The sequence below is a fragment of the Streptococcus sanguinis genome (assembly GCF_050223295.1).
In the GTDB taxonomy this organism is placed as follows: Bacteria; Bacillota; Bacilli; order Lactobacillales; family Streptococcaceae; genus Streptococcus; species Streptococcus sanguinis_X.
In genome coordinates, this window is the sequence record NZ_CP071424.1 from 1003691 (window position 1) to 1028857 (window position 25167).

General features: G+C 42.2%; 30 protein-coding genes and 2 pseudogenes. 28 read left to right on the plus strand and 4 right to left on the minus strand.

Translation table 11 applies throughout. The annotated features are described in order from the left end of the window. Nucleotides 1-99: 99 nt before the first annotated feature. The 21 genes and pseudogenes from J1C77_RS04940 (at nucleotide 100) to J1C77_RS05040 (ending at nucleotide 16259) form a co-directional block, all read left to right on the plus strand. Nucleotides 100-486 (plus strand): hypothetical protein, encoded by a 387-nt coding sequence (locus J1C77_RS04940; RefSeq protein WP_235787765.1) that lies wholly within the window; start codon nucleotides 100-102, stop codon nucleotides 484-486. Nucleotides 487-594: 108 nt separating this feature from the next. Further along, entirely contained in the window at nucleotides 595-1086 is a 492-nt protein-coding gene (locus tag J1C77_RS04945; RefSeq protein WP_235787764.1) for a hypothetical protein, read from the plus strand. 5 nt (nucleotides 1087-1091) lie between these two features. Then, nucleotides 1092-1253: a hypothetical protein gene (locus J1C77_RS04950; protein ID WP_002921536.1), complete on the plus strand. Its 162-nt coding sequence runs from the start codon at nucleotides 1092-1094 to the stop codon at nucleotides 1251-1253. A 6-nt stretch (nucleotides 1254-1259) separates the two neighbouring features. After that, nucleotides 1260-2123: a hypothetical protein gene (locus J1C77_RS04955; RefSeq protein ID WP_002921534.1), complete on the plus strand. Its 864-nt coding sequence runs from the start codon at nucleotides 1260-1262 to the stop codon at nucleotides 2121-2123. Beyond that, nucleotides 2116-2241, plus strand: a pseudogene (locus J1C77_RS04960) (DUF4176 domain-containing protein); the annotation flags it as partial. The gene J1C77_RS04955 and the pseudogene J1C77_RS04960, both read left to right, overlap by 8 nt. Nucleotides 2242-2490: 249 nt before the next feature. Beyond that, nucleotides 2491-2682, plus strand: coding sequence for a TipC family immunity protein (locus J1C77_RS04965; protein ID WP_002921525.1), 192 nt, complete (start codon nucleotides 2491-2493; stop codon nucleotides 2680-2682). A gap of 230 nt (nucleotides 2683-2912) precedes the next feature. Then, nucleotides 2913-3926: a hypothetical protein gene (locus J1C77_RS04970; RefSeq protein WP_042763204.1), complete on the plus strand. Its 1014-nt coding sequence runs from the start codon at nucleotides 2913-2915 to the stop codon at nucleotides 3924-3926. A 116-nt stretch (nucleotides 3927-4042) separates the two neighbouring features. Beyond that, the gene (locus tag J1C77_RS04975) at nucleotides 4043-4489 is read left to right on the plus strand and encodes a hypothetical protein (protein WP_002921520.1); all 447 of its coding nucleotides are present in this window, start codon (nucleotides 4043-4045) and stop codon (nucleotides 4487-4489) included. A 432-nt stretch (nucleotides 4490-4921) separates the two neighbouring features. After that, nucleotides 4922-6490 carry a 2-isopropylmalate synthase gene (locus tag J1C77_RS04980; RefSeq protein WP_042763202.1) on the plus strand — a complete coding sequence of 523 codons (1569 nt, stop codon included), beginning with the start codon at nucleotides 4922-4924 and terminating at the stop codon, nucleotides 6488-6490. 12 nt (nucleotides 6491-6502) lie between these two features. Further along, on the plus strand, nucleotides 6503-7540 hold the full coding sequence (gene leuB, locus J1C77_RS04985; RefSeq protein ID WP_002921514.1) for a 3-isopropylmalate dehydrogenase: 1038 nt from the start codon (nucleotides 6503-6505) through the stop codon (nucleotides 7538-7540). Next, on the plus strand, nucleotides 7537-7803 hold the full coding sequence (locus tag J1C77_RS04990; RefSeq protein ID WP_002921512.1) for a DUF1294 domain-containing protein: 267 nt from the start codon (nucleotides 7537-7539) through the stop codon (nucleotides 7801-7803). The genes leuB and J1C77_RS04990 overlap by 4 nt, the downstream gene beginning before the upstream one ends. Nucleotide 7804: 1 nt before the next feature. Then, a complete protein-coding gene (leuC, locus tag J1C77_RS04995) occupies nucleotides 7805-9187 on the plus strand; it encodes a 3-isopropylmalate dehydratase large subunit (RefSeq protein ID WP_002921509.1) in 1383 nt (460 codons plus the stop codon). 9 nt (nucleotides 9188-9196) lie between these two features. Continuing rightward, nucleotides 9197-9787: a 3-isopropylmalate dehydratase small subunit gene (gene leuD / locus J1C77_RS05000; protein WP_002897735.1), complete on the plus strand. Its 591-nt coding sequence runs from the start codon at nucleotides 9197-9199 to the stop codon at nucleotides 9785-9787. A 99-nt stretch (nucleotides 9788-9886) separates the two neighbouring features. Further along, nucleotides 9887-10666, plus strand: a complete 780-nt coding sequence (locus tag J1C77_RS05005; RefSeq protein WP_002897734.1) for an L-threonylcarbamoyladenylate synthase — start codon at nucleotides 9887-9889, stop codon at nucleotides 10664-10666. A gap of 173 nt (nucleotides 10667-10839) precedes the next feature. Continuing rightward, nucleotides 10840-11277, plus strand: coding sequence for a MarR family winged helix-turn-helix transcriptional regulator (locus J1C77_RS05010; protein ID WP_002900536.1), 438 nt, complete (start codon nucleotides 10840-10842; stop codon nucleotides 11275-11277). A 3-nt stretch (nucleotides 11278-11280) separates the two neighbouring features. After that, nucleotides 11281-12045 carry a nuclear transport factor 2 family protein gene (locus J1C77_RS05015; RefSeq protein ID WP_002900535.1) on the plus strand — a complete coding sequence of 255 codons (765 nt, stop codon included), beginning with the start codon at nucleotides 11281-11283 and terminating at the stop codon, nucleotides 12043-12045. Between the two features lie 13 nt (nucleotides 12046-12058). Next, nucleotides 12059-12787: an ABC transporter ATP-binding protein gene (locus J1C77_RS05020; RefSeq protein ID WP_002900534.1), complete on the plus strand. Its 729-nt coding sequence runs from the start codon at nucleotides 12059-12061 to the stop codon at nucleotides 12785-12787. Beyond that, nucleotides 12780-14300, plus strand: coding sequence for an ABC transporter permease/substrate-binding protein (locus J1C77_RS05025; protein ID WP_002900533.1), 1521 nt, complete (start codon nucleotides 12780-12782; stop codon nucleotides 14298-14300). Before J1C77_RS05020 ends, J1C77_RS05025 begins: the two co-directional genes overlap by 8 nt. 171 nt (nucleotides 14301-14471) lie before the next feature. After that, entirely contained in the window at nucleotides 14472-14768 is a 297-nt protein-coding gene (locus tag J1C77_RS05030; RefSeq protein WP_002900532.1) for a TfoX/Sxy family protein, read from the plus strand. Between the two features lie 91 nt (nucleotides 14769-14859). After that, nucleotides 14860-15525: a SatD family protein gene (locus J1C77_RS05035; protein ID WP_002900531.1), complete on the plus strand. Its 666-nt coding sequence runs from the start codon at nucleotides 14860-14862 to the stop codon at nucleotides 15523-15525. Continuing rightward, entirely contained in the window at nucleotides 15522-16259 is a 738-nt protein-coding gene (locus J1C77_RS05040) for a DUF3307 domain-containing protein (protein ID WP_002900530.1), read from the plus strand. The genes J1C77_RS05035 and J1C77_RS05040 overlap by 4 nt, the downstream gene beginning before the upstream one ends. A gap of 78 nt (nucleotides 16260-16337) precedes the next feature. Here J1C77_RS05040 and J1C77_RS05045 read toward each other — a convergent pair whose 3' ends face one another. Further along, nucleotides 16338-17099, minus strand: a complete 762-nt coding sequence (locus tag J1C77_RS05045) for a DNA/RNA non-specific endonuclease (RefSeq protein ID WP_002900528.1) — start codon at nucleotides 17097-17099, stop codon at nucleotides 16338-16340. 193 nt (nucleotides 17100-17292) lie between these two features. Here J1C77_RS05045 and J1C77_RS05050 point away from each other — a divergent pair, with 193 nt between their 5' ends. The 7 genes and pseudogenes from J1C77_RS05050 to J1C77_RS05080 all read left to right on the plus strand — a co-directional run bounded on the left by J1C77_RS05050 (nucleotide 17293) and on the right by J1C77_RS05080 (nucleotide 22190). Next, nucleotides 17293-17874, plus strand: coding sequence for a GrpB family protein (locus J1C77_RS05050; protein WP_002921506.1), 582 nt, complete (start codon nucleotides 17293-17295; stop codon nucleotides 17872-17874). Between the two features lie 46 nt (nucleotides 17875-17920). After that, a pseudogene (locus J1C77_RS05055) lies at nucleotides 17921-18190 on the plus strand (methyltransferase domain-containing protein); the annotation flags it as partial. An 11-nt stretch (nucleotides 18191-18201) separates the two neighbouring features. After that, nucleotides 18202-18825, plus strand: coding sequence for a Type 1 glutamine amidotransferase-like domain-containing protein (locus J1C77_RS05060; protein WP_002921504.1), 624 nt, complete (start codon nucleotides 18202-18204; stop codon nucleotides 18823-18825). A 104-nt stretch (nucleotides 18826-18929) separates the two neighbouring features. Next, nucleotides 18930-19763 (plus strand): alpha/beta fold hydrolase, encoded by an 834-nt coding sequence (locus tag J1C77_RS05065; RefSeq protein WP_002921503.1) that lies wholly within the window; start codon nucleotides 18930-18932, stop codon nucleotides 19761-19763. 29 nt (nucleotides 19764-19792) lie between these two features. Next, nucleotides 19793-20290 (plus strand): GAF domain-containing protein, encoded by a 498-nt coding sequence (locus tag J1C77_RS05070; protein WP_042763200.1) that lies wholly within the window; start codon nucleotides 19793-19795, stop codon nucleotides 20288-20290. Beyond that, a complete protein-coding gene (gene dnaX / locus J1C77_RS05075) occupies nucleotides 20290-21960 on the plus strand; it encodes a DNA polymerase III subunit gamma/tau (RefSeq protein WP_002921501.1) in 1671 nt (556 codons plus the stop codon). The genes J1C77_RS05070 and dnaX overlap by 1 nt, the downstream gene beginning before the upstream one ends. A gap of 38 nt (nucleotides 21961-21998) precedes the next feature. Then, a complete protein-coding gene (locus J1C77_RS05080) occupies nucleotides 21999-22190 on the plus strand; it encodes a DUF3272 domain-containing protein (RefSeq protein ID WP_002895701.1) in 192 nt (63 codons plus the stop codon). 52 nt (nucleotides 22191-22242) lie between these two features. On the opposite strand, the gene birA is transcribed toward J1C77_RS05080, so the two are convergent. From birA to J1C77_RS05095, 3 genes are all read right to left on the minus strand, one after another. Further along, on the minus strand, nucleotides 22243-23178 hold the full coding sequence (gene birA, locus J1C77_RS05085) for a bifunctional biotin--[acetyl-CoA-carboxylase] ligase/biotin operon repressor BirA (RefSeq protein WP_002921500.1): 936 nt from the start codon (nucleotides 23176-23178) through the stop codon (nucleotides 22243-22245). 16 nt (nucleotides 23179-23194) lie between these two features. Then, on the minus strand, nucleotides 23195-24196 hold the full coding sequence (locus J1C77_RS05090) for a LacI family DNA-binding transcriptional regulator (RefSeq protein ID WP_002921499.1): 1002 nt from the start codon (nucleotides 24194-24196) through the stop codon (nucleotides 23195-23197). An 82-nt stretch (nucleotides 24197-24278) separates the two neighbouring features. Next, nucleotides 24279-25109 (minus strand): AraC family transcriptional regulator, encoded by an 831-nt coding sequence (locus J1C77_RS05095; RefSeq protein WP_032913384.1) that lies wholly within the window; start codon nucleotides 25107-25109, stop codon nucleotides 24279-24281. Nucleotides 25110-25167: the final 58 nt, after the last annotated feature.

The window sequence follows — 25167 nt, forward strand, 5'->3', positions numbered from 1 at the left end:
TGGGAAATACGTAACCGCAAGAAATCTTGGTCTGAGACTTTTGCTATCTCAACGCCCATTTTGATAGCAATAGAGGTATGGGCAGACAGGGAGATAGAAATGGAGAACAACTATTGGTCAGCGCTGGATAAGGTATACAAAGGCGAAGCGCTGACTGAAGCGGAGCTGACAGCGATAGAGCGATATGCGGCGTCCTATCCAGAACGCGTGGATGCTTCTGTTTTAGAGTACGTACAGCAAGCACGTCAGGTCAAGGCAGAGGAGATGAAAATCCGAGGTTTGATTGATAAGGTGGATGAAGGGAAGTCTTTGACAGATGAGGAAACAAAGACACTTCAAGACTATCAGTCAAATCACCTAGATAGCAATTTACTGGAGAATGTCAAGCATGCGCTAGATCAAAATGAGGCAAATAAGAGTGTTGAGAATGGGAAGCAATTATCTAAAAAGAAAGCAGAGGAGGAAACTCTTCTTCAGCAAGCATAAAATCTATTAGATGACGCTAGAAAAAGTGATCTTTATCAACGTTTTATCATACTTTATAAGCTTTACCCTAAGAATGTGGTTGAAAAGATATTAAAAAATGATGCAATAGTGGAATTGATTAATTCTTCGAAAAATAGAGAAGGGATATATAAGCTGATTAAGTCGTATAGTGAACTAGGCGATAAGAGTTTAAAATTGGGGAAATGGACCATATCTGCTAATTCAATTGGTAAAAAGATAGATTCTTTTAATAAAGGCTTGGGTTTTCTATTACCAACCACTACAATTAAACAGACGGTGACAGAATTTGTTAAAAATTCAAATGTATATAAAGCATTAACTAAGAATGCTTGGTTAGGAAAATCTGCAAAGTTTTTAGGGAAAGCAAGCACTTTCTTAACTGTTGCAGACATAGCTATAACTTACACTAGTAGTGCTATGCAAGAATTTTCTGAATCAGGTCATGTTGGGAAAGCAGTGGCTGTTGGGGCGTTAGATACAATTAAATCAATTGGTCCATTGGAAGGTGCAACGATTGGGTCGATGTTTGGGCCGGTTGGAACGGCAGTTGATTCGGTTTGGGAGCGGTTAATACGGTAGTTCAAATGGTAAATCCACACCTTTATAGTGATATAAAAAAGGGAACTAAGCAGTTTATTGATGATGCTTCGAAAGTTACCAATGCTGTTGGAAAAACAACGAAAAAAGCGGTTAGCAACATTGTAGGGGGCGCATCGAAAATGTTTTCAGGATTTTTTGGAGGATGATAATTAATGAGAAAAACATTATTTAATGCTAATTTTTATGAAAGTCGTCGATTGCGTCATGATGCTTTAATAGAGTATATGGTTAGAGATACTAATAGCCGTGCACTTTATACTGAATACTTTAGTGTTGCAAGAAAAATATTTTCTATTTTAGGAGTGCTGATTATGTTTGGCATTGCTATTTTTACCGATGCAAATGTTCGTCATCCGGCTTCTGATGCTCCTATGGAAACATGGAGAATTAATTTTCTACCTCTTTGGATGTTTTTCCTATGTTGGATTTTGTGGCTTATTTCTTGTCGAGTAAATTTATATAAAAAATATTGTGCCCAAATACCCTACATTGGTATCCTGAATGCTAATCTTTATATGGTGTGGATGATTGTATCAATAAATTTGTTTTTTATTACTTTTTTTGGGAAATTTATGACGGTATATGGTTTAATTATCTTTTATCTTTTAATTATTCTAATTGAATTGTGGTTGACTAAAAAAAGACTTGCTTCTCTTAAATATCGACTTTATAAAAGTGCAACTAATGATTCACTTGAGAAACAAAGGAAGGTGATACAGTTATTCATACTTTTAATCGGGTTAGTTGTTGCTGGATGGCTGACACTAAAAATTTTGCTTCCGGGTATTGGTGAAGTAAAGACAGATGTTTCAGGTGTGTTGTTGTCAATAGGCTTGATATTTATAGTAAATATATTTTTAATAGGTATGCTTATAATACTACTTTTGCCACACTCATTATATGGCTATTATCGCCGGAAGTATTCGGAAGAATATCGTCAATTTGAAGAAAAAACACTAGAAGAATGGTATGGAAAAAAATATTTGAAGAAATATGGAGGAAATTTATATGTTTGAAAAAAATATGTTGCCGCTGGGCAGTGTTGTAATTTTGGAGGAAGGGATGCAAAAATTAATTATTATAGGTCGAGGTGTCATTTATGATGATCCCGAATTAGGTGAAGAAAGATTTGCAGCTATATATCAATTCCGATGGCTTGCTTGCCGTTCTATATAGTAAAAAGTTATCAGGAGATACTTATCTCAATATTGGCTATGTATATGAGGATAGCTTCGTTAAACAAAATGTTTCCATTGCTTTCTCCAAAGTTTCGGATTTTACTGTTCAAGCTTTTATTAATCAATCTAAAGAAAGGGGCTATGTCCGGACAGCAGATGAAATTTATCGCTCTATTGGAGGGGGAGAGCCCCGCGTAAGAGTCTAGTGTCAAAAGAGGAGATTTTGGACTATCTGAAGGATTACGATATTGATCAGGCTTGGTTGTCAGAAAAATCTGACCAAATTCTCTACACTTATTTTCTAGATATCTGGTTTAAAGAGGGAAGTCAGCGCTTTTCTAAAGAAAAAATGGGGAATTTGAAAGTGAAATACTCAGAAACTGTAGGAAAAGAGTGAATAGGCTATTCTAAACCAGACAGAATTTAATAAGTTTTTTTCACTTTAAAAAAAGTTATATGCCTTTTCGATTCAAAGTTGAATTATCAGAGGCGATGTAACTCTTGGAGGATTTTAATGAGCCAAATAGTATTTGCAGAAATTTTAGAGAGGGAGCAGAATTGACAAAGAAAACATCGATTGCTATATATACACTAAAAGGAATTGCTCTGATTAGTATTTTCAGCTTAATGATTATCGTAAGTTTTTTAAACCTCTTTTTAGATGAGAATTTGTTGGCAAATTTTTTATATTTTTCAGGGTCAGTTGTTTTATTAATTACAGTAGGATGGATGGCTTTTGCTTTTATGGGGAGAATAGAGCTTGATGGCCAAGACTTGCTTGTTTTCCGAAATTTTAAATGCTATCGCTTTCCTCTTTCTTCGGTTACATTTTACTTCGGTAAGAAGAGACACCTTTATCGCGGTAGTTATGAATGGCCTTTATTTATTGTAGGAGAAGCATTGACCCCAAATGGCAGCGGTCAAAAAGTAACACTGAAGTTGATTGGAAGCAAGTGGAAGAACCATCAAATCCAGCAGTTTATTCAAGAACATCTTGAAGGGAAAATACACCCTCTGCCTCAGGAAGATTCGTGGAAAGTGAACGCTTTTGGTCAGTTAGAGATCATTGAAGATGAGGTGCATGAAGAACCAAAGTCAGCATTGGCAGTTACAAGGAAGTTGTCTGATTTTATCGAATTTGGAGCAGATCAAGGAAATGTCAAGAGGACTGTGTTTTATGATATCAAGCGAAATGAGCTTTTTGTAGGGAAAAGTGTGTCTTTTCCAATGATTTTTCTACCAAGTGCTGGTTTTTCTTATGGCCTGTATGTATTAACGGAGAATTTGATTGTACGAGGTTTGTTCCCTTTACTTTTTTCATTCATTTTCATGCTTTTACTAGCTCTTTACCAATTTAAAAATAGAAGGGAGAAATCAGTAGTTGAAGTAGTGCCTTATGAGATGCCCAGAGACTATTTTACCACCCAAAAATCCAATGGCCTAAAAACTTATGCTCTCATTTTCCTCTTTGCCTTGATTTCAGCTGTTTTTTCCTGGCTATATCTTCTATTTGGCAGTTTCCTACTTTTATTTTTGACGATTGTGATATGGTATTGTTTCTTGCTCTTGCTCCTGTCTGGTCAATTTAAAAAAACTAAATATTTGAAAGTATTGGAAAAAGAAAAGTTATATAGTAAGTAATGATTAGTGTGTTTATAGGGAATATTTTATGATGATTCTTTTATAATAAGTATTAGAGTGAGGCCATAAACCCATCCATGCTATAATAATGTCAGTAGTTGAAAGGACGATGTGAGATGAAGACTATCAAAAGTACGTTATTTGTAGCATCGCTGATACTTGTATTTCTAGGTGCAATTATAATAGTTCAAAATAAAAATTTGTTTACAGATGGAACCAAGGAGGAGAAAAAGAAAGATCAAGATCCACATGAAAAGCAGCTGGCTTACCTTAAGAAACATGAGGAAGAGATGGCTGAATTCGTTAAATCTTTAAACTCTAAAGTTGAAAGTGTTCAATTTGATTGGGACAGTATGAAGGTCGAAGATATAGGGAACGGCACCCTACAAGGAGGTGGATATATTTTAACCTTGGATGGTAGAATAAATAATAACAAAGACACTGAATTTACATTAGGAATCCCTTTAAACTACGATTCAAATGAAGTTCCTGATAAGCTAGTTATTTATGGAATGCAGCCGATAAGAATTTTACGAGATGGAGGTTGGTTCTTATATGAGTAATAATCATATTAAAAATTTTCAGAAAATATCGACTTTTTCTTGACAGGTTTATGATACTGTGTTAAAATACTAAACAATAAGAAACCATCTCAAAAAGGAGTTAGTCAAACATGAAGTCAACCCAATCTTCAAACTTTGCTTTGTTGTTGCGTTACTCGGGCTAGTGCAAAAGCATTAGTCCTGTTTGGCTTACCAAGCGGGAGTAAATCAACATCTCGCTTGTTCCTCAAGTGAGATGTTTTTTATTTCACCTATCTTACCTCAAATTCTGATGAGGAAGAAATGGTTTCTAAAGGAACGACGGGAGTGAGAATACATCTTGATTTTTCTGAAATCAATTTGTCTCATACTGTCTCAGTCATTGAACATGACCTAGAAGTTGGGAAAGAGTTTTTCCTAAATGGTCTATGTATTTTAGAAAAGGAGTTGTCTATGACACGCAAAGTTGAGTTTTTTGATACCAGCCTCCGGGATGGTGAGCAGACACCAGGAGTGAATTTCTCTATCAAGGAAAAGGTTGCTATTGCCAAGCAGTTAGAGAAGTGGGGGATTTCAGTCGTTGAAGCCGGTTTTCCAGCTGCGAGTCCAGATTCATTTGCGGCGGTGCAGGAGATTGCTAAAGTCATTACAAAAGCTTCTGTTACTGGTCTGGCGCGTTCAGTCAAATCCGATATTGATGCCTGCTATGAAGCGCTCAAGGATGCCAAGTATCCACAGATTCATGTCTTCATTGCGACCAGTCCTATTCACAGAGAGTTTAAGCTGAAAAAGTCCAAGGAAGAGATTTTAGAAGCTGTGAAAGAGCATGTCTCCTACGCGCGCTCCAAGTTTGATATAGTCGAGTTTTCACCAGAGGATGCGACACGAACAGAGCTGGATTTCCTTTTTCAGGTGGTACAAACAGCGGTTGATGCAGGTGCGTCTTATATCAATATTCCAGATACAGTCGGCTTTACCACGCCAGAAGAGTTTGCAAATATTTTCGACTACCTAGTGGCAAATGTGACTTCTGATCATAAGGTGGTATTTGGTGTTCATTGCCATGATGACCTTGGCATGGCAACGGCCAATACTTTGACGGCTATCAAGCACGGTGCTGGTCGTGTTCAGGGGACTATCAATGGAATCGGTGAGCGGGCAGGAAATGTAGCGCTGGAAGAAGTAGCAGTTGCTTTAGAAATTCGTCAAGACTATTATCAGGTTGAGTCGGATATCGTCCTTAATGAAACCATCAACACTTCTGAGCTGGTGTCCCGCTTCTCAGGTATTCCAGTGCCTAAGAACAAGGCGATCGTTGGCGGCAATGCCTTCTCTCATGAGTCCGGTATCCATCAGGATGGAGTCCTTAAGAATCCACTGACCTATGAAATCATCACACCTGAGCTGGTTGGAGTCAAGAGCAATTCACTGCCGCTTGGCAAGCTGTCTGGCCGCCATGCCTTTGTCGAAAAACTCAAAGAACTGGCTCTGGACTTTGCGGAATCTGAAATTAATGATCTCTTTGCTAAGTTTAAGGTCTTGGCTGATAAGAAAAATGAAGTCACAGACGCTGATATTCGGGCGCTGATTGCCGGAACGACGGTCGAAAATCCTGAAGGCTTCCACTTTGATGATCTGCAGTTGACGACCAATGACGACCATACCATCACAGCAGATGTGCAGTTGGTTAATGGAGATGGCGAGACGGTCAGCTGTGTGGCAGAAGGTAAAGGAAGCGTTGAAGCTATCTTTAATGCCATTGACCAATTCTTTAACCAGTCTGTTCAGCTTTTATCTTATAACATCGAAGCGGTAACGGATGGTATTGACTCTCAGGCTCGCGTCTTGGTAGCTGTTGAAAATATGGATACAGATACGATTTTCAACTCCTCTGGTATTGACTTTGATGTTCTTAAGGCCAGCGCCATTGCCTATATCCATGCCAACACCTTTGTGCAAAAGGAAAATGCTGGTGAAATTGGCCATCAGGTATCTTACCGCGATCTGCCTGCAAATAATTAGAAGGAAGCGACTATGACAAAAGAAATTGTAGCTCTGGCGGGTGATGGTATCGGCCCAGAAATCATGGAGGCTGGTCTCCAAGTGCTGGCTGCTGTTGCGGACAAGTTTGGCTTTACTTACCATGTCACAGAGAAGGCTTTTGGGGGTGCTGGTATTGATGCGGAAGGTCATCCTCTCCCTCAGTCAACTCTAGAAGCGGCCAAGGAGGCGGATGCTATTCTCCTAGCAGCTATCGGCAGTCCTCAGTATGATAATGCTCCAGTTCGACCGGAGCAAGGCTTGCTCGCTCTGCGGAAGGAGCTTGAACTCTATGCCAATATCCGTCCAGTTAAGATTTTCGATGCACTTAAGCATTTGTCGCCTTTGAAGGCTGAAAGAATTGCTGGCGTGGACTTCGTAGTCGTGCGTGAGCTGACTGGTGGGATTTACTTTGGTGAGCATATTTTGGAGGATAAATCTGCGCGGGATATCAACGACTACAGCTATGAAGAGGTGGAACGAATTGTCCGTAAGGCCTTTGATATCGCGCGTGGTCGCAGAAAGCGCGTGACCAGTATTGACAAGCAAAATGTGCTAGCGACATCCAAACTCTGGCGCAGAGTAGCTGATGAGGTGGCCAAGGATTATCCAGATGTGACCTTGGAGCACCAACTGGTGGACAGCGCTGCGATGCTCATGATTACCAATCCTGCTAAGTTTGATGTCGTAGTAACAGAAAATCTCTTCGGGGATATTCTATCAGACGAGTCCAGTGTCTTGTCAGGGACGCTGGGAGTTATGCCATCGGCCAGTCATTCGGCAGCTGGACCAAGTCTTTACGAGCCTATCCATGGTTCTGCTCCAGATATTGCAGGGCAAGGTATTGCCAATCCTATCAGTATGATCGTTTCTGTAGCTATGATGCTGCGGGATAGTTTTGCAGAGCTTGAAGCCGCAGAAGCGATTGAAGCAGCGGTTGAAAAGACTTTGGCTCAAGGGATTTTAACGCGAGATCTGGGCGGTCAGGCGACAACAACTCAAATGACGGAGTCAATTATTAATAACTTATGAATTGGATATTAACAGGTATTTGCCTGCTTTGGAACCTTATCGTTTTCCTGCTTTATGGCTGGGATAAGCGTAAGGCTAAGAAAAATCACTACCGCATTCCAGAGAAGACTTTGCTGCTGTCAGCATTGGTAGCCGGAGGTTTGGGTGCTTTATTAGGCGGTCGCCTCTTTCATCACAAGACCAGAAAATGGTATTTCTGGTTGGCTTGGATTTGCGGAATAATAGTTGAAATCGGAATTTTATATTACATATGGAGAAGCTAGTATGGCTGGAAAATCGATTTTTGATAAGCTGTGGGAAAGGCATCTGATAACAGGCGAAGAAGGCCAGCCCCAGCTTATGTATGTGGATCAGCATTATATTCATGAAGTAACCAGTCCTCAGGCTTTTCAGGGACTTCGAGATGCAGGGCGCAAAGTTAGACGGCCGGATTTGACCTTTGGAACCTTTGACCATAATGTTCCTACGGTCAATATCTATGATATCCGGGATGTGATTTCCAAGGCTCAGATTGATAAACTTTCTGAGAATGTTAAGGATTTTGGTATCGAGCATGCAGCTCACGGATCGGAACTGCAGGGGATTGTCCATATGGTTGGACCCGAAACAGGCAGGACTCAGCCGGGCAAATTCATCGTCTGTGGTGACAGTCACACGGCCACTCACGGAGCTTTTGGAGCTATTGCTTTTGGAATCGGTACTTCAGAAGTAGAGCACGTCTTTGCCACGCAGACCATTTGGCAGGTTAAGCCCAAGAAAATGCTGGTCAAATTTACCGGAGTGCCACCTAAAGGTGTCTATTCCAAGGACTTTATCCTCGCTCTGATTGCCCGATATGGTGTGGCTGCAGGTGTCGGTCATGTGGTCGAGTATGTTGGTGATGCGATTGACCATCTGACCATGGAAGAGCGTATGACCATCTGCAATATGTCCATAGAGTTTGGCTCTAAGATGGGCATTATGAACCCTGACCAGAAGACTTATGATTACGTTAAAGGGCGGCCGGGCGCTCCCAAGGACTTTGAGGCGGCGGTAGCCGATTGGAAGACTCTGGTCAGTGATCCTGATGCTGTCTATGATAAGGTCATTGAGATTGATGTCTCCCAGCTGGCACCTATGGTGACTTGGGGAACCAATCCTTCTATGGGAGTAGAGTTCGGATCGGCTTTCCCTGAAATCCGTGATATGAACGATGAGCGGGCCTACAATTACATGGACCTCTCCCCTGGTAAGAAAGCAGAAGATATTGACCTAGGTTATATCTTTATCGGCTCCTGTACCAATGCCAGACTCAGCGATTTGCAGCTGGCAGCTAAGTTTGTCGCTGGCAAGCATATTGCTCCCAATCTGACTGCTATCGTCGTACCAGGCTCTCGTCCGGTCAAGCGGGCTGCTGAAAAGATGGGACTGGATAAAATTTTCATGGATGCAGGCTTTGAGTGGCGCGATCCTGGTTGTTCCATGTGCCTGGGAATGAATCCAGACAAGGTGCCAGACGGAGTTCACTGTGCCTCGACCAGTAATCGGAACTTTGAGGATCGGCAGGGATTTGGAGCTAAGACTCATCTTTGCAGTCCAGCCATGGCAGCAGCGGCAGCCATTGCCGGGCGCTTTGTAGACGTCCGCCAGCTACCGGAGGTCCAGTAAGGAAGGTTTATGGAAAAATTTACAATTTACACGGGGACAACAGTCCCCCTCATGAACGATAATATTGACACGGACCAAATTTTGCCCAAGCAGTTTCTCAAGTTGATTGATAAAAAAGGTTTTGGCAAGTACCTCATGTACGCATGGCGCTATCTAGACAATCAGTACACGGAAGATCCTGATTTCGTCTTTAACAGACCGGAGTATCGCAAGGCGACTATTCTGATTACAGGGGACAATTTCGGAGCGGGTTCCTCTCGGGAGCACGCTGCCTGGGCCTTGGCTGACTATGGCTTTAAGGTAGTCATTGCCGGATCTTTCGGGGATATTCACTACAACAACGAGCTTAACAACGGTATGCTGCCTATCGTCCAGCCACTGGAAGTCCGGCAAGCATTGGCTAATCTGAAGCCGACGGATCAAGTGACGGTGGATTTGGAGCAGCAGAAGATTTTTTCGCCGGTGGGGGAATTCTCCTTTGACATTGATGGAGAATGGAAGCACAAGCTCCTCAACGGTCTAGATGACATTGGCATTACACTGCAGTATGAGGATTTGATTGCAGAATATGAAAAAAATCGTCCATCTTATTGGCAGTAACCTTATTTTTTCTATATTGAGAAAATTCTGAAAAAACCTTGTCTCCGATAAAAATATATGGTAAAATAAATCTTAATTTAATAGAAAAGGAAGAAACTTATGACAAAACACATTCAATGGAACGGACAGCTTTCACAAGAAGGTTATGATATCTTGAAAGGCGATGGTGGCTGTATCGTTTGCCCGACCAAGGTGGGTTACATCATCATGACCAGCGATAAAGCTGGCTTGGAGCGTAAGTTCGAAGCTAAGGCTCGTAACCGTAATAAGCCAGGTGTTGTCCTCTGTGGCAGTATGGATGAGCTCCGTGCTTTGGCTCAGCTAAATCCGGAAATTGAAGCTTTTTATCAAAAGCATTGGGATGAAGACATCCTCTTAGGTTGTATCCTCCCATGGAAGCCAGAAGCTTTTGAAAAGCTCAAGGCCTTTGGCGACGGTCGGGAAGAGCTGATGACAGATGTTCGTGGCACTAGCTGTTTTGTTATTAAGTTTGGTAAGGCGGGCGAGCAGCTGGCAGCTAAGCTTTGGGAAGAAGGCAAGATGGTCTATGCATCCTCAGCTAACCCATCTGGTAAAGGAAACCGCGGCAAGGTAGAAGGAATTGGCGAGCGCATCGAAAATGCTGTTGATTTGGTTATTGAAGCAGACGACTATGTAGCCTCTATCCAGCCAGACAAGACCATTGAAACTCGCTACGAGCAAGGTGTTATGGTCTCTATGGTAGACAAGGATGGAAAACTGATTCCAGAACAAGGTGGGCAACGTTCCATCTCACCAGCACCAGTGGTCATCCGCAAAGGCTTGGACATCGACAAAATCATGATGCACCTGTCTGATACCTTTAACTCATGGGATTACCGTCAGGGTGAATATTACTAATATAAAAAAGAAGCTCAGTGTAAGAAGGGGATTTCCTGTTTATACTGGGCTTTTTTGTTTATAATCTTTATTCAGTTTAAAATTATTTCCAAATAGAACAAAATGCTTGACAGATATAATTCTAGATGTTACAATTTAAAAACGATTCGATATAGAAATAAATTGGAGGGAGTATGAAAGACAGTCATTTGGTAGCCTATCATATTCGTTTGTTGAATGGGCGGATTTTTCAAAAGTTACTGAATCAGGATCCTGAAGCCCTTTATCGGAGTGAACAGGGCAAGATTCTCACAGTTTTATGGAATAGTGAAACGGGCTGTGCGACGGCCACAGATATTGCGCTGGCGACAGGACTGGCCAATAATACGCTGACGACTATGCTGAAAAAGTTGGAAGAACAGGGGTTGGTGACCTTTAGTCAGTGTGGTTTAGACAAGCGAAAAAAATATGTCAAGTTGACGGAGCAAGGTTGGTCCCAGAAAGAAGTTGGCCATCGTATCAGTCAAAAATTGGATGCTATTTTTTATAAAGGTTTCTCAGAGGAAGAAATTCGCCAGTTTGAAAGTTATCAGGAACGCATCTTAGCGAATTTAAAAGAAAAAGAGGCATAAATCATGTCAAAACAAGTTGAAAATGCACAAAATTTATACATTCATGCCATTCAAGATGGGCGCGTTGCCGAGGCTCAAGCTCAGTCTGTAGGGGATACCTACATTCAACACTCAACAGGTGTGCCAGATGGGAAAGAAGGGTTTGCGGCTTTCTTTGCAAATTTCTTTGAGCGCCATCCCGAGCGTGAGATGAAGATTGTTCGCACCATTGAAGACGGCAATCTAGTCTTCGTCCATGTTCATCAATATCTCAATGGCGGGGAAGCTCAATGGGTGACGACTGATACTTTCCGTGCGGATGAGAATGGCCGTATCGTGGAGCATTGGGATGTCATTGACTACTATCGTGTTCCAGAAAATGGACAGTTAGACCAGATCTTTGGAGATTTTGAAATCACGGATTTGGACAAGACAGTAGCAAATAAAAAAACCGTTCGTCGTTTCTTGACAGAAATTTTCCAAAATGGGGAGCTAGAGCAGTGGAGTGATTATGTGGCAGAAGATTTGATTCAGCATAATCACGAGATTGGCCAAGGAAGTCAGGCTTATAAAGACTATGTAGCTGAGCATGGAGTTGCTTTTGACTTTGTTTTCCAGCTTTTGGGACAAGGAAACTATGTGGTTAGCTATGGGCAGGCTCAGATAGATGGGGTGGCTTATGCCCAGTATGACATCTTCCGTTTAGAGAATGGATTGATTGTAGAGCATTGGGACAATAAAGAAGTCATGCCTAAGGTAGAAGACTTGACCAATCGAGGGAAGTTTTAAATGAGGACAAAGAATGATTGAATATAAAAATGTAGCGCTACGCTATACAGAAAAGGATGTCTTGAGAGATGTCAACTTACGGATTGAGGATGGAGAGTTCATGGTTTTAGTGGGTCCTTCTGGATCTGGTAAGACGACCATGATTAAGATGATCAACCGTCTCTTAGAGCCAACAGATGGTAATATCTATATGGATGATAAGAGGATCAAGGACTATGATGAGCGTGAACTCCGCCTTTCCACAGGCTATGTCTTACAAGCGATTGCCCTCTTTCCCAATCTAACGGTTGCGGAAAATATTGCTCTCATTCCTGAGATGAAAGGTTGGAGTAAGGCGGATATTGAGCAGAAGACTGATGAATTGCTAGAGCTAGTAGGCTTGCCTGCTGAAGACTATGCTCAGCGTATGCCAAGTGAGCTGTCTGGTGGTGAGCAGCAGCGGGTGGGCATTGTCCGTGCCATTATCGCCCAACCCAAAATCCTGCTGATGGACGAGCCTTTTTCTGCTCTTGATGCCATCTCGCGTAAGCAATTGCAGAGCTTGACCAAGAGTATCCATGACCAGTTTGGGATGACAACAATCTTTGTGACCCATGACACGGATGAGGCTTTAAAGTTGGGGAATCGGATTGCTGTTCTGCAGGACGGGGAGATTCGTCAAGTGGCAACACCTGAGGAAATCTTATCTGCACCTGCGACCAGCTTCGTAGCAGATTTATTTGGAGGTGTTCAACATGGCTAATTTGTTTTCTACCTTTCAGGAGCGCTTTGGCGAATGGTTGGCAGCCTTAGGGCAACATCTCCAGCTGTCTCTTCTGACCTTATTAGTGGCGATCTTCTTGACCATTCCGCTCGCTATCTATCTTCATAGTCACAAAAAGACAGCCAATTGGGTGCTGCAAATTGCAGGAATCTTTCAAACCATTCCTTCAATGGCCTTGCTGGGACTCTTTATCCCCCTTATGGGGATTGGTACACTACCAGCACTGACTGCTCTGGTGATTTACGCTATTTTCCCGATTTTAGAAAATACTGTCACGGCTTTGAATGGGATTGATCCTAGTTTAGAAGAAGCTGGAATCGCCTTTGGGATGACCAAGTGGGAGCGGCTCAAAAAGTTTGAACTGCCTCTAGCTATGCCCGTCATCGTTTCTGGAATTCGGACAGCAACGGTTATGATTATCGGAACAGCAACTCTAGCAGCCCTTGTCGGAGCTGGTGGACTAGGTTCTTTTATCCTTCTAGGAATTGATCGTCGTAATGCCAGTCTGATCTTGATTGGAGCTATTTCATCCGCAGTTTTGGCTATTCTTTTCAATAGTCTCCTTAAATGGATGGAAAAGGCTAAGCTTCGGACTGTATTTACAGCTTTTGCTGTCTTAATACTCGGACTTGGCGCTTCTTATACGCCAAGTTTTCTACCAAAACAGGAGAAGGATCATCTGGTTATTGCTGGAAAATTGGGTCCAGAGCCAGAAATTCTTATGAATATGTATAAACTCCTCATCGAGGAAAATACGGATATGACTGTGACAGTCAAACCAAACTTTGGGAAGACCGACTTCCTTTATCAAGCTCTGAAAAAAGGTGATATTGATATCTATCCTGAGTTTACCGGTACGATTACTGGAACTCTCTTGCAGCCTGCTCCAAAGGTCAGCAATGATGCTAAAGAAGTTTTTGAAGCAGCACGTGATGGAATCAAAAAACAGGACAATCTAGTCTTGCTCAATCACATGGCTTATCAAAATACCTATGCCATTGCTGTACCTAAGAGTGTCGCCAAAGAATACAATCTTAAAACCATCTCTGATCTTAAAGCAGTCCAAGACAAGCTCAAGGCTGGGTTTACCTTGGAATTTAACGACCGTGAAGATGGAAACAAGGGACTCCAGTCTGTCTATGGACTGAATCTCAATGTGTCAACCATGGAGCCAGCACTTCGCTATGATGCGATTAAATCTGGTGAAATCCAGATTATGGAAGTCTACTCAACTGACCCTGAAATTGAGCGCTATCAACTTCAGATTTTAGAAGACGATAAACATCTTTTCCCTCCTTATCAAGGGGCGCCTCTCCTGAAGGCTGAATTGCTAGAAAAACACCCTGAGTTGGAAGGTATTCTCAATAAACTAGCTGGTAAAATTACGGAAAGTCAGATGAGCCAGATGAATTATCAAGTTGGCATTGAAGGCAAAAAAGCGGAAGCTGTTGCGCGTGATTATCTGGTCAAGGAAGGACTTCTAAAAAAATAAAAAGTAAAAGAGTTAGACTTGTAAGGTCTAGCTTTTTTACTTAATTGAGGATAGACAGACTACGGATTGAAGGAGATGTGTTTATCTTTGAGTCAGGAAATCTTCATTCATTTTTGGTATAATAAAGTATCAATTCATGGAGGTGTTCCGATGGCATCTAGTTAAGAATATTTGGATTTTATTCTGAAGCAGCTGCAGGGCTTAGGCCAAGAAATTAGCTTTCGCAAGATGATGGGGGAATATTTGCTCTATTATCGAGGTCGCTTATTTGGCGGGATTTATGACAATCTCCTGATGATCAAGCCGGTCCAGCCAGCCCTGGATTTTTTTGAAAATCCGGTTTATGAGTTTCCTTATCCAGGCGCAAAGCCAATGCTTTATATAAAAGAAGTAGAAGATGCTGCCTTTCTCTGTAATTTGATTGAAGCTGCCTATCCTGCCTTACCAGCACCTAAAAAGAAAAGATAGACTTTCCTTTACAATAGATATTATAAAAAGTTGCCGTTTAAATAGACATTTTTAAAATTTTCCTTTATAATGGACTTAAAGGAGGTTTGGTATGCTTTATATTGCTCTTATTGGAGATTTAATAGAATCCAAACAGCTGAAAAATCGTAAGCAGGCTCAGAAGGACCTGCAGGACATGATGGCAGTGCTAAATCAGGATTATCACGATTATCTGGTGTCGCCTTTCACGGTGACGACTGGAGATGAGTTTCAGGCTTTGCTGCGGCCTAATCCAGAGATTATGCAGCTCCTTGATCAGATTGCCTTGGGCTTTCCTCATCCGATTCGCTTTGGACTTGGCCTGGGGGAGATTGTGACGGACATCAATCGAGAGCAGAGTATTGGTGCGGACGGTCCGGCCTACTGGAGGGCACGCGCGGCCATTGATGTTATTCATGAGAAGAACGACTACGGCAGCAGCCGTATAGCTGTATCCTTGGGAGATGAAGAGCTCAGTCAGGCGGTCAATACGGTGCTGGCAGCTACTTCATTTATCCAGAGCAAGTGGAACACCAGTCAGAGAGAGGTTCTGGAGCGGATGCTCATGGAATATATCTATGACGAGAATTTTTCTCATGGAGAAATAGCAGAGCTGCTGCAGATTAGTCCCAGTGCGCTTAGTAAGCGGCTGAAGTCGTCTGGTCTGAAGATCTATCTGAGAAATCGCCGTTTAGCTATGAGGATGATTCTACAGGCAGCTAAGGAGGCTGAACAATGACAAATTTTATGGGATTTTCAGAATTTTTCATGCAGAATCCGATTCTTGTACTGACTTTGCTTGCTCATGTACTAGCTGATTTTCAGCTTCAAAGTCAGAAAATGGCTGACCTTAAAAGCCAGCGGTTAAATTTTTTGATTCTCCACTTGGGAATTGTTCTCTTGCCTCTGTTGTTATTAGGGCTAGTCCTACCTAGGTATCTGCTATATTTTGCCTTGGTCTGGCTCAGTCATGCGCTTATTGACTTCTTGAAGTATAGACTGAATTCATTGATTGTCCGGCATCATGCTCAAAAGCTTGCCTTTATACTGGATCAGATCTTGCATCTGATTAGTATTTTTGCTCTTTATTTTCTCTTAGGGCAGCAGCAAATTCCAGTTCCTAATTGGCTGACTGACCGTTACCTCATGCTGCAGGCTCTCTTTTTCTTCGCACTTACTGGTAAGCCAATTAATATCCTCTTTAAACTCTTCTTTAGTAAGTATCAGGCAGGAGAAGACAGTGGGGAGACTATTGCGGGGGCTGGTGCCATGATTGGGATTTTGGAGCGCTTGATTATGGGACTTTCTCTTATTTTCGGGCAGTTTACTGCCATTGGGCTAGTCTTTACGGCTAAGTCTATTGCCCGCTATAATAAGATTTCAGAAAGCCAGTCCTTTGCTGAATACTACCTGATTGGCTCGCTTTTCAGTATGATTGCAGTCTTGTTGGTTTACGGCTGTCTGTATTGGTAAAAATAAATAAAAAAAACAGATCATCATTATTATGCTAAGCACGAATGATGGTCTGTTTTTGTGTTCTTATCTGTAACCCTACTCAATCATAGTATTGACAGCAGTGCCTGTTTGGTAGTCAATCTCTGCATTTGGGGAGACATTGTCCAAGAGGACATGAGACATTCCGTCTTCATCTATTGTTTCCTTGCCCCCTAGCTGGATGCTGACAACATTGCCTTCTGCGTCAAGCCCGACATACTGGAGCTCAATCTTGCGAGGAAGAAGCTCATTGTCCGTGTAAATCGGAGTAACCTTGTAATCCAGCCAGTAATCTGGATTTTCCTCCAACCAGCGCTCCAAGCGGTGTTCATAATAGAGCATGCTGTCTGGGTTATTGTCATCCAGTCCTTGGAAACTGCCAGAGTTGAGCCAAGCTGTCATCGGAACGAGGTTTTTCCCTTCGTTATTGAGGCCGCTGAAAGTGAAGCCAATCAGGTGAGCGCGATTCATGAGCCAAGCCCGATCATCTCCATTACCGTAGTAAAATTTGTAATTGTGCCAACCGATGGGATTGTAAGTGACCTTGGTTTCCTTTTTCTTTTTGGCTTTGTGTTGTTCCTGCATTTGTACATGAGCAGCGGTAGCCCGACCGTACTTGTCCTTTTTCCCAAGCTTTAGCTGATACTCTCCATTCAACTCCAGAGTGCCGATAGCTGTTTCATCGCTATGGTTAAGCAGCTGGACCTTAATCTGGTTCTTCTGATTCGCAGCAGCATTTTCTGCAGGAAGAGCCTGTGAAAGTAACAACAAAGAGCCGGCTGACAGGACAAGCCAAGTGCCAAACCTAAACTTTTTCATAAAGAACTCCTTTTAAATAATATATCTCCGACATCATTCTACTAAAAAATAGATTGTTTGACAACTAAAACTTTTCAAAAATATTACAAAAATAAATATCTGTTCAATAAGTGCAGGGTTTGACTAGGATGTGTATTTTTCCTATAATCATAACTAGAGAAAACGCTTGTATAAATTACCTAAGGAGGTGCTTATGAGTCCATCTTTAGAGGAAATATCACTCGAGGAGTTGTGGCAGCTTTTTCCGATTTTTTTAAGAGAGCATCAGGCTGAGTGGAAAGACTGGTATGATGAGGAGCGGCTTCAGCTCTTGAGTTTTTTGCCTGCAAATCAGCTGGTTCGGATTAGTCATATTGGGTCGACATCGGTAGAGACCATCTGGGCCAAGCCTATAGTGGATATCTTGCTGGAAATTCCTAAAGAAACAGATATGGCGGTAATGAGAGACTTGCTGCTGCAAAATGGTTATCTGCTCATGTCAGAAAGCCAAGGGCGGATGTCATTTAATAAAGGCTACACACCGAGTGGTTTTGCGGAGCGGGTTTTCCATTTGCATCTGCGCTATGAGGGCGATCATGATGAACTTTACTTTAGAGACTATTTACAGGAGCATCCTACTGTAGCCAAAGATTATGAAAAGCTCAAGATATCCTTATGGAAGCAATATGAGCACAATCGTGATGCCTATACAGAGGCGAAAACGGATTTTATCAAGAACTATACAGAGGAAGCTAAAAGGCTTTATGGCGGAAAATATGAGAGGGAAGACAGATGATTTATCCAATTATTGGCTTTCTGGTTATTCTTGCTTTTCTTTACTTGATTTATCAATCAAAGAATTTGATTTGATTGCAGCATTTTAAACTCATTTTCATTGGTCAGATTTAACTCAAGCCTTTTTGGAATTAAAGAGAATTCTTAAGCCAGATGGAATCATCTTACTGGCATGTGAATGGAGCAAATTAGCTTATTAGCAACCAGACTTTACAAAGCAAGAAAAACTGGAAAACTATTTGATAAACTTGGACTTGCATCTCATCGATAGTCAAAGAAAGGGTCAATGGATTCTTTATAAGATTGTTAAAAAATAAGGAGGTATCCTATGAAACAATTATTTTTATGTTCTTATTTTGCGGAAGTTAAGAGCTTATTTAAACAATATGCATCTAAAAAGCAATTGGGCAAACATGTGCTTTTTATCCCGACGGCTGGAAATGTAGAAGAGTACAGAGGTTATATTGACGAAGCCCTGCAGACATTTGCAGATTTGGGATTTCAAGTAGAAATTTTAGATATTTCAGCTTGTGATAGAGAGACAGCTCAGGCCAAAATTTTCCAAAGCAAACTCCTCTATGTCTCTGGCGGCAATACTTTTTACCTTCTGCAAGAACTAAAGAAAAAGCAGCTTCTGTCCTTGATAAAAGAACAGATTGCGGATGGCATGGTTTATGTGGGCGAATCTGCTGGTGCTATCATCACAGCCAAGGACATTGATTACAATAAGCTCATGGACGATAAAGGAGTTGCAGCAGAACTGCACGATACAGGGGCACTAAACGAGGTGGATTTTTATGTTCTTCCTCATGTTGGCGAAGAACCTTTTGTCGAAAGTGCCCAGGCCACTCTGGATACATACAGCGACCAGCTGAATCTGCTTCCCCTCAATAATCGCCAAGCTGTGCTTGTGGAGGGTGAAGAAGTGAAGGTTTTGGAGGAGGATAAGTAAGCAGAATATATGTTCTAGTGAACCTACTTGAGAAACTATAATAAAAGGAATGAGTGAAATTGCGATAAACTAGATTAAACAAATTAGAATGCGAGTGTTGAACTTTGATTGAAAAAATATATGAAACACCAAGTGGAATAATTCATTATTGGACAAATGATGCTGTTGAATCATCCCAAAGTGCTCTTATCTTTTTACCTGGGCTAACTGCTGACCATAGGTTATTTGAAAAACAAATAGAATATTTTAAAGATACATATAGAGTCTTGGTTTGGGACGCACCTGGACATGCTTCATCTTATCCATTTCGTCTCGATTTTACTTTATTTGATTTAGCAACTTGGCTGGATGAAATATTTATCAAAGAGAGAATAGAAAATCCAATAGTAATTGGTCAGTCAATGGGAGGATATGTAGGACAGGTTTATGCTCAACTTTTTCCTGAGAAATTAAAAGGTCTTGTTACGATTGATTCACCATCCCTTCAAAGGAAGTATTATACAGCTATGGAATTGTGGCTCTTAAAAAATATGGAGGCAATTTATAGAATCTATCCATGGAAATCTCTTTTGAAATCAGGCCCTAAAAGCGTATCAACAACAGACTATGGAAGAAAACTGATGTATGATATGATGATGATTTATGATGGCGATCAAGAAAGGTATGCTCGTCTTGCGGGATACGGATATAAGATATTTTCAGAAGCAGTGGAGAAGAAACTTTCCTATGAAGTAAAATGTCCACAATTGGTTATATGTGGAAAAGAAGATCGTGCAGGGTCTTGTATACGATATTTGAAGGCCTATGAAAGAAATACTGGGAAGTCTGTTCAATGGATTGATAAGGCGGGGCACAATTCTAATACCGACCAACCCGATATTGTAAATAGACTGATTGATGAATTTTTGGATAACAAAATTAAAGAAAAGCTTGGTTGAAAGACCGGCTTTTTGATATAATAGAAGCTATGAACACAAAAGAAAAAATTTCAAATTATCAACTTTTACTGGCTCAGCTAGAAGCCTTGTTGGAGGGTGAGACCAATGCTTTGGCTAATCTTTCCAATGCTAGCGCCTTGCTCAATCAAGCTTTGCCTCATTCGGTTTTTACTGGTTTCTATCTTTTTGATGGGAGTGAGCTGATTCTGGGGCCTTTTCAGGGTGGTGTTTCCTGTGTCCATATTGCCTTAGGTAAGGGTGTCTGTGGGGAATCTGCTGAGAAAAAGCAAACGATTATCGTAGACGATGTGAGCCAGCATGCCAACTATATCTCTTGTGATAGCCGGGCTAAGAGCGAAATTGTGGTGCCTATGGTAAAAGATGGCCACCTTTTGGGAGTGCTAGATTTGGACTCAGCCTTGACGGGTGATTATGATAAGGTAGATCAGGAATATCTGGAAAAGTTTGTTCAGATTTTGCTTGAAAAAACGACTTGGAATTTTGAAATGTTTGGAGAAAAAGCCTAATGTATCAAGCTTTATATCGGAAGTACCGCAGTCAGACTTTTGGTCAGCTGGTGGGTCAGCAGGTAGTGGCTACTACTCTGCGGCAGGCTGTGGAGCAAGGGAAAATCAGTCATGCTTATCTCTTTTCTGGCCCTCGTGGAACAGGGAAGACCAGCGTTGCCAAGATTTTTGCCAAGGCTATGAATTGTCCGAATCAAAAGGACGGTGAGCCTTGCAATGACTGCTATATCTGCCAGGCTATTACTGAGGGGAGCCTTGAAGATGTCATAGAAATCGACGCAGCTTCTAATAATGGGGTAGATGAGATTCGTGATATTCGGGACAAGTCAACCTATGCACCCAGTCTTGCCAAGCACAAGGTCTATATCATTGACGAGGTCCACATGCTCTCGACTGGGGCTTTTAACGCCTTGCTTAAGACCTTGGAAGAGCCAACGGAAAATGTGGTTTTTATCCTAGCAACGACAGAGCTGCATAAGATTCCAGCGACCATTCTTTCACGTGTCCAGCGTTTTGAGTTTAAGTCTATCAAGACGCAGGACATTATTGGTCATATCGAGTGGATTTTGGAGCAGGAAGGCATTAATTTTGAGCAAGAAGGTGTGCAGATTATTGCCCGTCGAGCTGAGGGCGGTATGCGGGATGCCCTATCTATACTCGACCAGGCTCTTAGCTTAACTCAGGAAAATCGTTTGACTACAGACATTGCTGAAGAAATCACTGGCTCTATCAGCTTGGGAGCCTTGGATGCCTATGTAGCAGCCTTGATTGCTCATGATGCAGTAGCAGCCTTGGATAATCTCAATCTGATTTTTGACAGCGGTAAAAATATGGCCCGTTTTGTGACGGACCTCCTGCAATATCTGCGCGACTTGATTATTGTCAAAACTGGCGGGGAAAATCATCATGCCAGCGAGCTCTTTCTGGAAAATCTCAAGACACCGCAGGACACTCTCTTTGCCATGATTGATATAGCGACCAAGAGTCTAGCAGATATCAAGAACAGCCTGCAACCTAAGATTTATACGGAAATGATGACCATTCGACTGGCAGATACTAGCAGTCTTCCTGCAGCGGCAGCGATTCCGGATAATCTAGCTGATGAACTTAAGGGATTGAGACAAGAGATTGATAGTCTTAAACAGCAGCTGGCTAATGGCAATGGGAAACCTGCAGCGGCTGTCAAAACTTCGGATATTCGGCCGCAGAAAACTAAGGGCTATCGAGCAGACCGCAATAAGGTCAATGCCATCCTAGAAGAGGCTGTTGAGAATCCTAGCCTGGCTCGCAGCAATCTGACTAAGCTGCAGAATGCTTGGGGTGAGATTATCGAAAGTCTGGCTGGAGCTGATAGGGCCTTGCTGGCAGGCTCGCAGCCAGTGGCCGCCAATGAAAGTCATGCTATCTTAGCTTTTGAGTCTAATTTCAACGCTGAGCAGACCATGAAGCGGGACAACCTCAATACCATGTTTGGCAATATCCTCAGCAATGCGGCGGGATTTTCACCAGAAATTTTGGCTATTTCCTTGGAAGAGTGGACCAAGATTCGGGCGGATTTTTCGGCTCGCAGCCGCAATAGCAAGGCAGAGGTTGAAGAGAAGGAAGAGGAAAGTTTGATTCCAGAGGGATTTGACTTTTTAGCAGAAAAAATTACCATTCAAGAGGATTAAAAAAAGATTTTTCTAAGCTTTCGTGTTATAATAAATCTATGAACAGACGACAATTTATTGTGATGGCTGTTTTCACAGCCTTAGAAACCTATTTTTTCAATGAATCCATCATGGCGGGGCGCTATTTTATGGCTGCTTTCTGGGCTGTTTTGGTGCTTCGCAATCTGCAGATTTCCTATGTAATGGGGCGGATTGTGGATGAAATCGATAAACATTTAGGACCGAAATAATGAAAACAGGACTGAGCCATAAGACTCAGTCCTTTTGAAATGAAATTTTTGATTACCAACTGGTCAACGAGACTTCGCCGCTATTGAGCCAGATTTCCTGACCATCTGTCAGCTGGACTAAAAGTTGCCCGCTGTCTGAGATGTCTTTGGCCAAACCTTGGTAGTCCACGCCTTTTTGGCTAAAGGTCACTTGTCGTCCTAGCACCAAGGAGCGCTGCTTGTTGAGATAGATGAGCTCTTCTGGGTCACTTTCGTAGAAGCATTTCCAAATCTCGGCAATGAGCTCATTGCGACTAATGGCTGGTTTCTCTTCAAAGAGGGAGCCAGCTTTTTCTTTAATCTCAGCTGGAAAGTCTTTAATGAAAAAATTAAAGCCAACACCAATGATAACATCAGTGACGAGCCCTGTCTCAATAGAAGTTGTAGCCTCGGTCAGGATGCCGGAAATTTTCTTGTTTCGATAGTAAATGTCATTGACCCACTTGATATCAACCTCTATAAGGGTTAGATTTTTTACTGCCTTGTAGATAGCTCCTGCGGTCAAGATTGTATAGGAGGGGAGCTGGTCGAAGGGGAGGTTGGGCTTGAGGTGGAGAGACATGTAAAAGCCACCCTGGTTGGGGCAGAAGAAGGCACGACCGAAACGGCCACGGCCAGCAGATTGGGCAGCGGCCAGATAGAGAGTGTTGGCAGGGCGTCCGGCCTCCATGCCAGCCTTGGCGTCCATCTGAGTGGACTGGCAGTCAGGATTAAAGGAGACCTGAACAGGTGAGTGCGCTTCAATCCAATCAGGAATCAGTAAGTCACCCGCTGTCAATCGATAGCCTCGGTTCTTGACGGATTCGATTTGGATGCCTTCTTTTTCCAGTTTTTGGATGGCTTTCCAAATGGAAGTTCGTGAAATGCCCAATTCTTGGGCTATTTTTTCACCGTTGACATAGTCGTCAGCCTGGCTGAGGATGTCAAAGATTTTTTCGTAGGTTTTCATAGGCGGTCTTTCTAGCTTAAAGGCTGCTTGCTCTTAGTGTCAGCTTGGTAGAGAGCTTGATCATATAGGGGATGGGGCTTTCGTCAGTTTTAATCATCTGGTCCAGCATCTGCAGAGCTTGCTTACCCATTTCCTCTGTAAAGACTGTCACAGTGCTGAGAGGCGGATAGACGTATTTGGCGATGGATGTATCATTAAAGGAAATAATCTGGACATCTTGGGGAACAGCTATTCTCGCTTCCTGAAGAGCACGGAGGGCACCGATTGCCAGAGCATCGCTGGCTATGAAAAATGCTTTGGGCATCTGTTCTTTTTGTTCGTCAATCATGTCTTTCATCAGCTGGTAGCCCGACTCTGAGGAGAACTTGCCTGTCTTGACATAAGTCGGCTGATAAAGACCTTTGTCACTAAGGTAACGGCAGAAGCAGGCCAAGCGCGGATCGTCAAGACTTGTCGTTCCGTCTGCGGTCTCTTCACGTCCAGCAATCATACCGATTTCTCGAATGCCCTGCTCAAGAAAATGGTCGAGAACATGAGTAACGACATGCTCAAAGTCCGTTGTCACACAGCTGTGGCCTTGGTCGAGCGTATCGCTGTCCACGAAAACCAAGGCAGGACTGTATTGCTCCAGCTCCTTGACTTGCTTGCTGCTGAATTTTCCGATGGCAATGATGCCGTCAATCTGTTCTAGCTGGCTTAGAGAGTCGTTGTTGAAAATCCGCACGATATCATAGCCCAGTTCCTGAGCTTTCTTTTCGATGCCTAGGCGGATGGAGTAGTAGTAAAGATCATCCAGTTCTTCCAGCTCGGTGTACCATTCAACGATGGCAATGCGGTGGGTCTGAGGCAAAGTCTTTTTCTGTCTGTTGCTTTTTTTGTAGTTGAGTTGTTCAGCGATATCGAAAATCTTTTTACGCGTCTCATCGCTGACAGACATGGACTTGTCATAGTTCAAAACCCGCGAAACAGTTGCGGGAGAAACACCAGCAACCTGGGCGATATCTTTGATAGTAGCCATTTGATTTGATCCTTTTTAATTTACTGTCTACATAAATTATAACTCAAAAATTAGTAAATAACAAAGATATGTTTAGTAAAACTTAACTTTGTTCTCGAAATGAACTGGGTGAAAAGCCAAAATATTTTTTAAAAGCCTTTGAAAAGTAAAGGGGGTCTGAGAAACCGACAGAATAGGCGATAAATTGGACAGGCTCACGGGTGCTTTTGAGGAGTTGTTTAGCTCGATGCATTCGGACATATTCCAGATATTCTTTAGGTGAGCTTTGGTGCTCCTCCTTGAAAATGGTTGTTAGATAGCTGCGATGAACGGACAGCTTAATTGCCATATCTTGAATGCTGAGGTTAGGATTGGGATATTGAGTGTCAATTATCTGCTTGCAGGCTAGATAGAGTTGCTGGCTTGCAGATAGGGTATTTGCTTGGGGCTTATAGGCAACGCTGCCCAAGTGAAAGATGAGTTCATAAAGTTGGCCCATAATGTGGAGTTGAGCTAGTTGGTTAGATTTGGTCTGCTCGGCGAAGTAAACCAAGTTCTCAACAATTTTCCCAATCCTATCTGTTTTTCGTTCCTGGTTAGCAAGTAGGTAGCAGTCTTCGGCAATCTGAGAGTGATTGAAGTAGTCATAAACCCTACCGCCAGTCACTCCCAGCCAGTAGTAAGACCAAGGTTCTTCTTTGTCAGCCTGATAAAAGGTAAGTTCATTTGGCTTGAGCAGAAAGAGATCTCCAGCTCTTAAATCGACAATTTTTCCTTTGTAATGAAATTGACCTTTCCCCTTGTTAACGTAATGAAGTACATAGGTATCTCTAATTGCTGGCCCAAAAGAGTAGTTAGGAGTGCACTCTTCGTATCCGTAGAAGCTAAGTGCAAGATCAATTGTTCCTGTTTGGTATTCTGAAAAAACAAGCATATTTTGCCTCCTACCTAACATTTTACCATATTTCCCTAACATAATTCTATTTTAGGAA

Excerpts from the sequence above, each read along its gene's own strand:
- J1C77_RS04940 (WP_235787765.1), top strand. The coding sequence starts at position 100 with ATGGAGAACAACTATTGGTCAGCGCTGGATAAGGTATACAAAGGCGAA.
- J1C77_RS04950 (WP_002921536.1), top strand. The coding sequence starts at position 1,092 with ATGGTAAATCCACACCTTTATAGTGATATAAAAAAGGGAACTAAGCAG.
- J1C77_RS04955 (WP_002921534.1), top strand. The coding sequence starts at position 1,260 with ATGAGAAAAACATTATTTAATGCTAATTTTTATGAAAGTCGTCGATTG.
- J1C77_RS04970 (WP_042763204.1), top strand. The coding sequence starts at position 2,913 with ATGATTATCGTAAGTTTTTTAAACCTCTTTTTAGATGAGAATTTGTTG.
- J1C77_RS04975 (WP_002921520.1), top strand. The coding sequence starts at position 4,043 with ATGAAGACTATCAAAAGTACGTTATTTGTAGCATCGCTGATACTTGTA.
- J1C77_RS04980 (WP_042763202.1), top strand. The coding sequence starts at position 4,922 with ATGACACGCAAAGTTGAGTTTTTTGATACCAGCCTCCGGGATGGTGAG.
- leuB (WP_002921514.1), top strand. The coding sequence starts at position 6,503 with ATGACAAAAGAAATTGTAGCTCTGGCGGGTGATGGTATCGGCCCAGAA.
- J1C77_RS04990 (WP_002921512.1), top strand. The coding sequence starts at position 7,537 with ATGAATTGGATATTAACAGGTATTTGCCTGCTTTGGAACCTTATCGTT.
- leuC (WP_002921509.1), top strand. The coding sequence starts at position 7,805 with ATGGCTGGAAAATCGATTTTTGATAAGCTGTGGGAAAGGCATCTGATA.
- leuD (WP_002897735.1), top strand. The coding sequence starts at position 9,197 with ATGGAAAAATTTACAATTTACACGGGGACAACAGTCCCCCTCATGAAC.
- J1C77_RS05005 (WP_002897734.1), top strand. The coding sequence starts at position 9,887 with ATGACAAAACACATTCAATGGAACGGACAGCTTTCACAAGAAGGTTAT.
- J1C77_RS05010 (WP_002900536.1), top strand. The coding sequence starts at position 10,840 with ATGAAAGACAGTCATTTGGTAGCCTATCATATTCGTTTGTTGAATGGG.
- J1C77_RS05015 (WP_002900535.1), top strand. The coding sequence starts at position 11,281 with ATGTCAAAACAAGTTGAAAATGCACAAAATTTATACATTCATGCCATT.
- J1C77_RS05020 (WP_002900534.1), top strand. The coding sequence starts at position 12,059 with ATGATTGAATATAAAAATGTAGCGCTACGCTATACAGAAAAGGATGTC.
- J1C77_RS05025 (WP_002900533.1), top strand. The coding sequence starts at position 12,780 with ATGGCTAATTTGTTTTCTACCTTTCAGGAGCGCTTTGGCGAATGGTTG.
- J1C77_RS05035 (WP_002900531.1), top strand. The coding sequence starts at position 14,860 with ATGCTTTATATTGCTCTTATTGGAGATTTAATAGAATCCAAACAGCTG.
- J1C77_RS05040 (WP_002900530.1), top strand. The coding sequence starts at position 15,522 with ATGACAAATTTTATGGGATTTTCAGAATTTTTCATGCAGAATCCGATT.
- J1C77_RS05045 (WP_002900528.1), bottom strand. The coding sequence starts at position 17,099 with ATGAAAAAGTTTAGGTTTGGCACTTGGCTTGTCCTGTCAGCCGGCTCT.
- J1C77_RS05050 (WP_002921506.1), top strand. The coding sequence starts at position 17,293 with ATGAGTCCATCTTTAGAGGAAATATCACTCGAGGAGTTGTGGCAGCTT.
- J1C77_RS05060 (WP_002921504.1), top strand. The coding sequence starts at position 18,202 with ATGAAACAATTATTTTTATGTTCTTATTTTGCGGAAGTTAAGAGCTTA.
- J1C77_RS05070 (WP_042763200.1), top strand. The coding sequence starts at position 19,793 with ATGAACACAAAAGAAAAAATTTCAAATTATCAACTTTTACTGGCTCAG.
- dnaX (WP_002921501.1), top strand. The coding sequence starts at position 20,290 with ATGTATCAAGCTTTATATCGGAAGTACCGCAGTCAGACTTTTGGTCAG.
- J1C77_RS05080 (WP_002895701.1), top strand. The coding sequence starts at position 21,999 with ATGAACAGACGACAATTTATTGTGATGGCTGTTTTCACAGCCTTAGAA.
- birA (WP_002921500.1), bottom strand. The coding sequence starts at position 23,178 with ATGAAAACCTACGAAAAAATCTTTGACATCCTCAGCCAGGCTGACGAC.
- J1C77_RS05090 (WP_002921499.1), bottom strand. The coding sequence starts at position 24,196 with ATGGCTACTATCAAAGATATCGCCCAGGTTGCTGGTGTTTCTCCCGCA.
- J1C77_RS05095 (WP_032913384.1), bottom strand. The coding sequence starts at position 25,109 with ATGCTTGTTTTTTCAGAATACCAAACAGGAACAATTGATCTTGCACTT.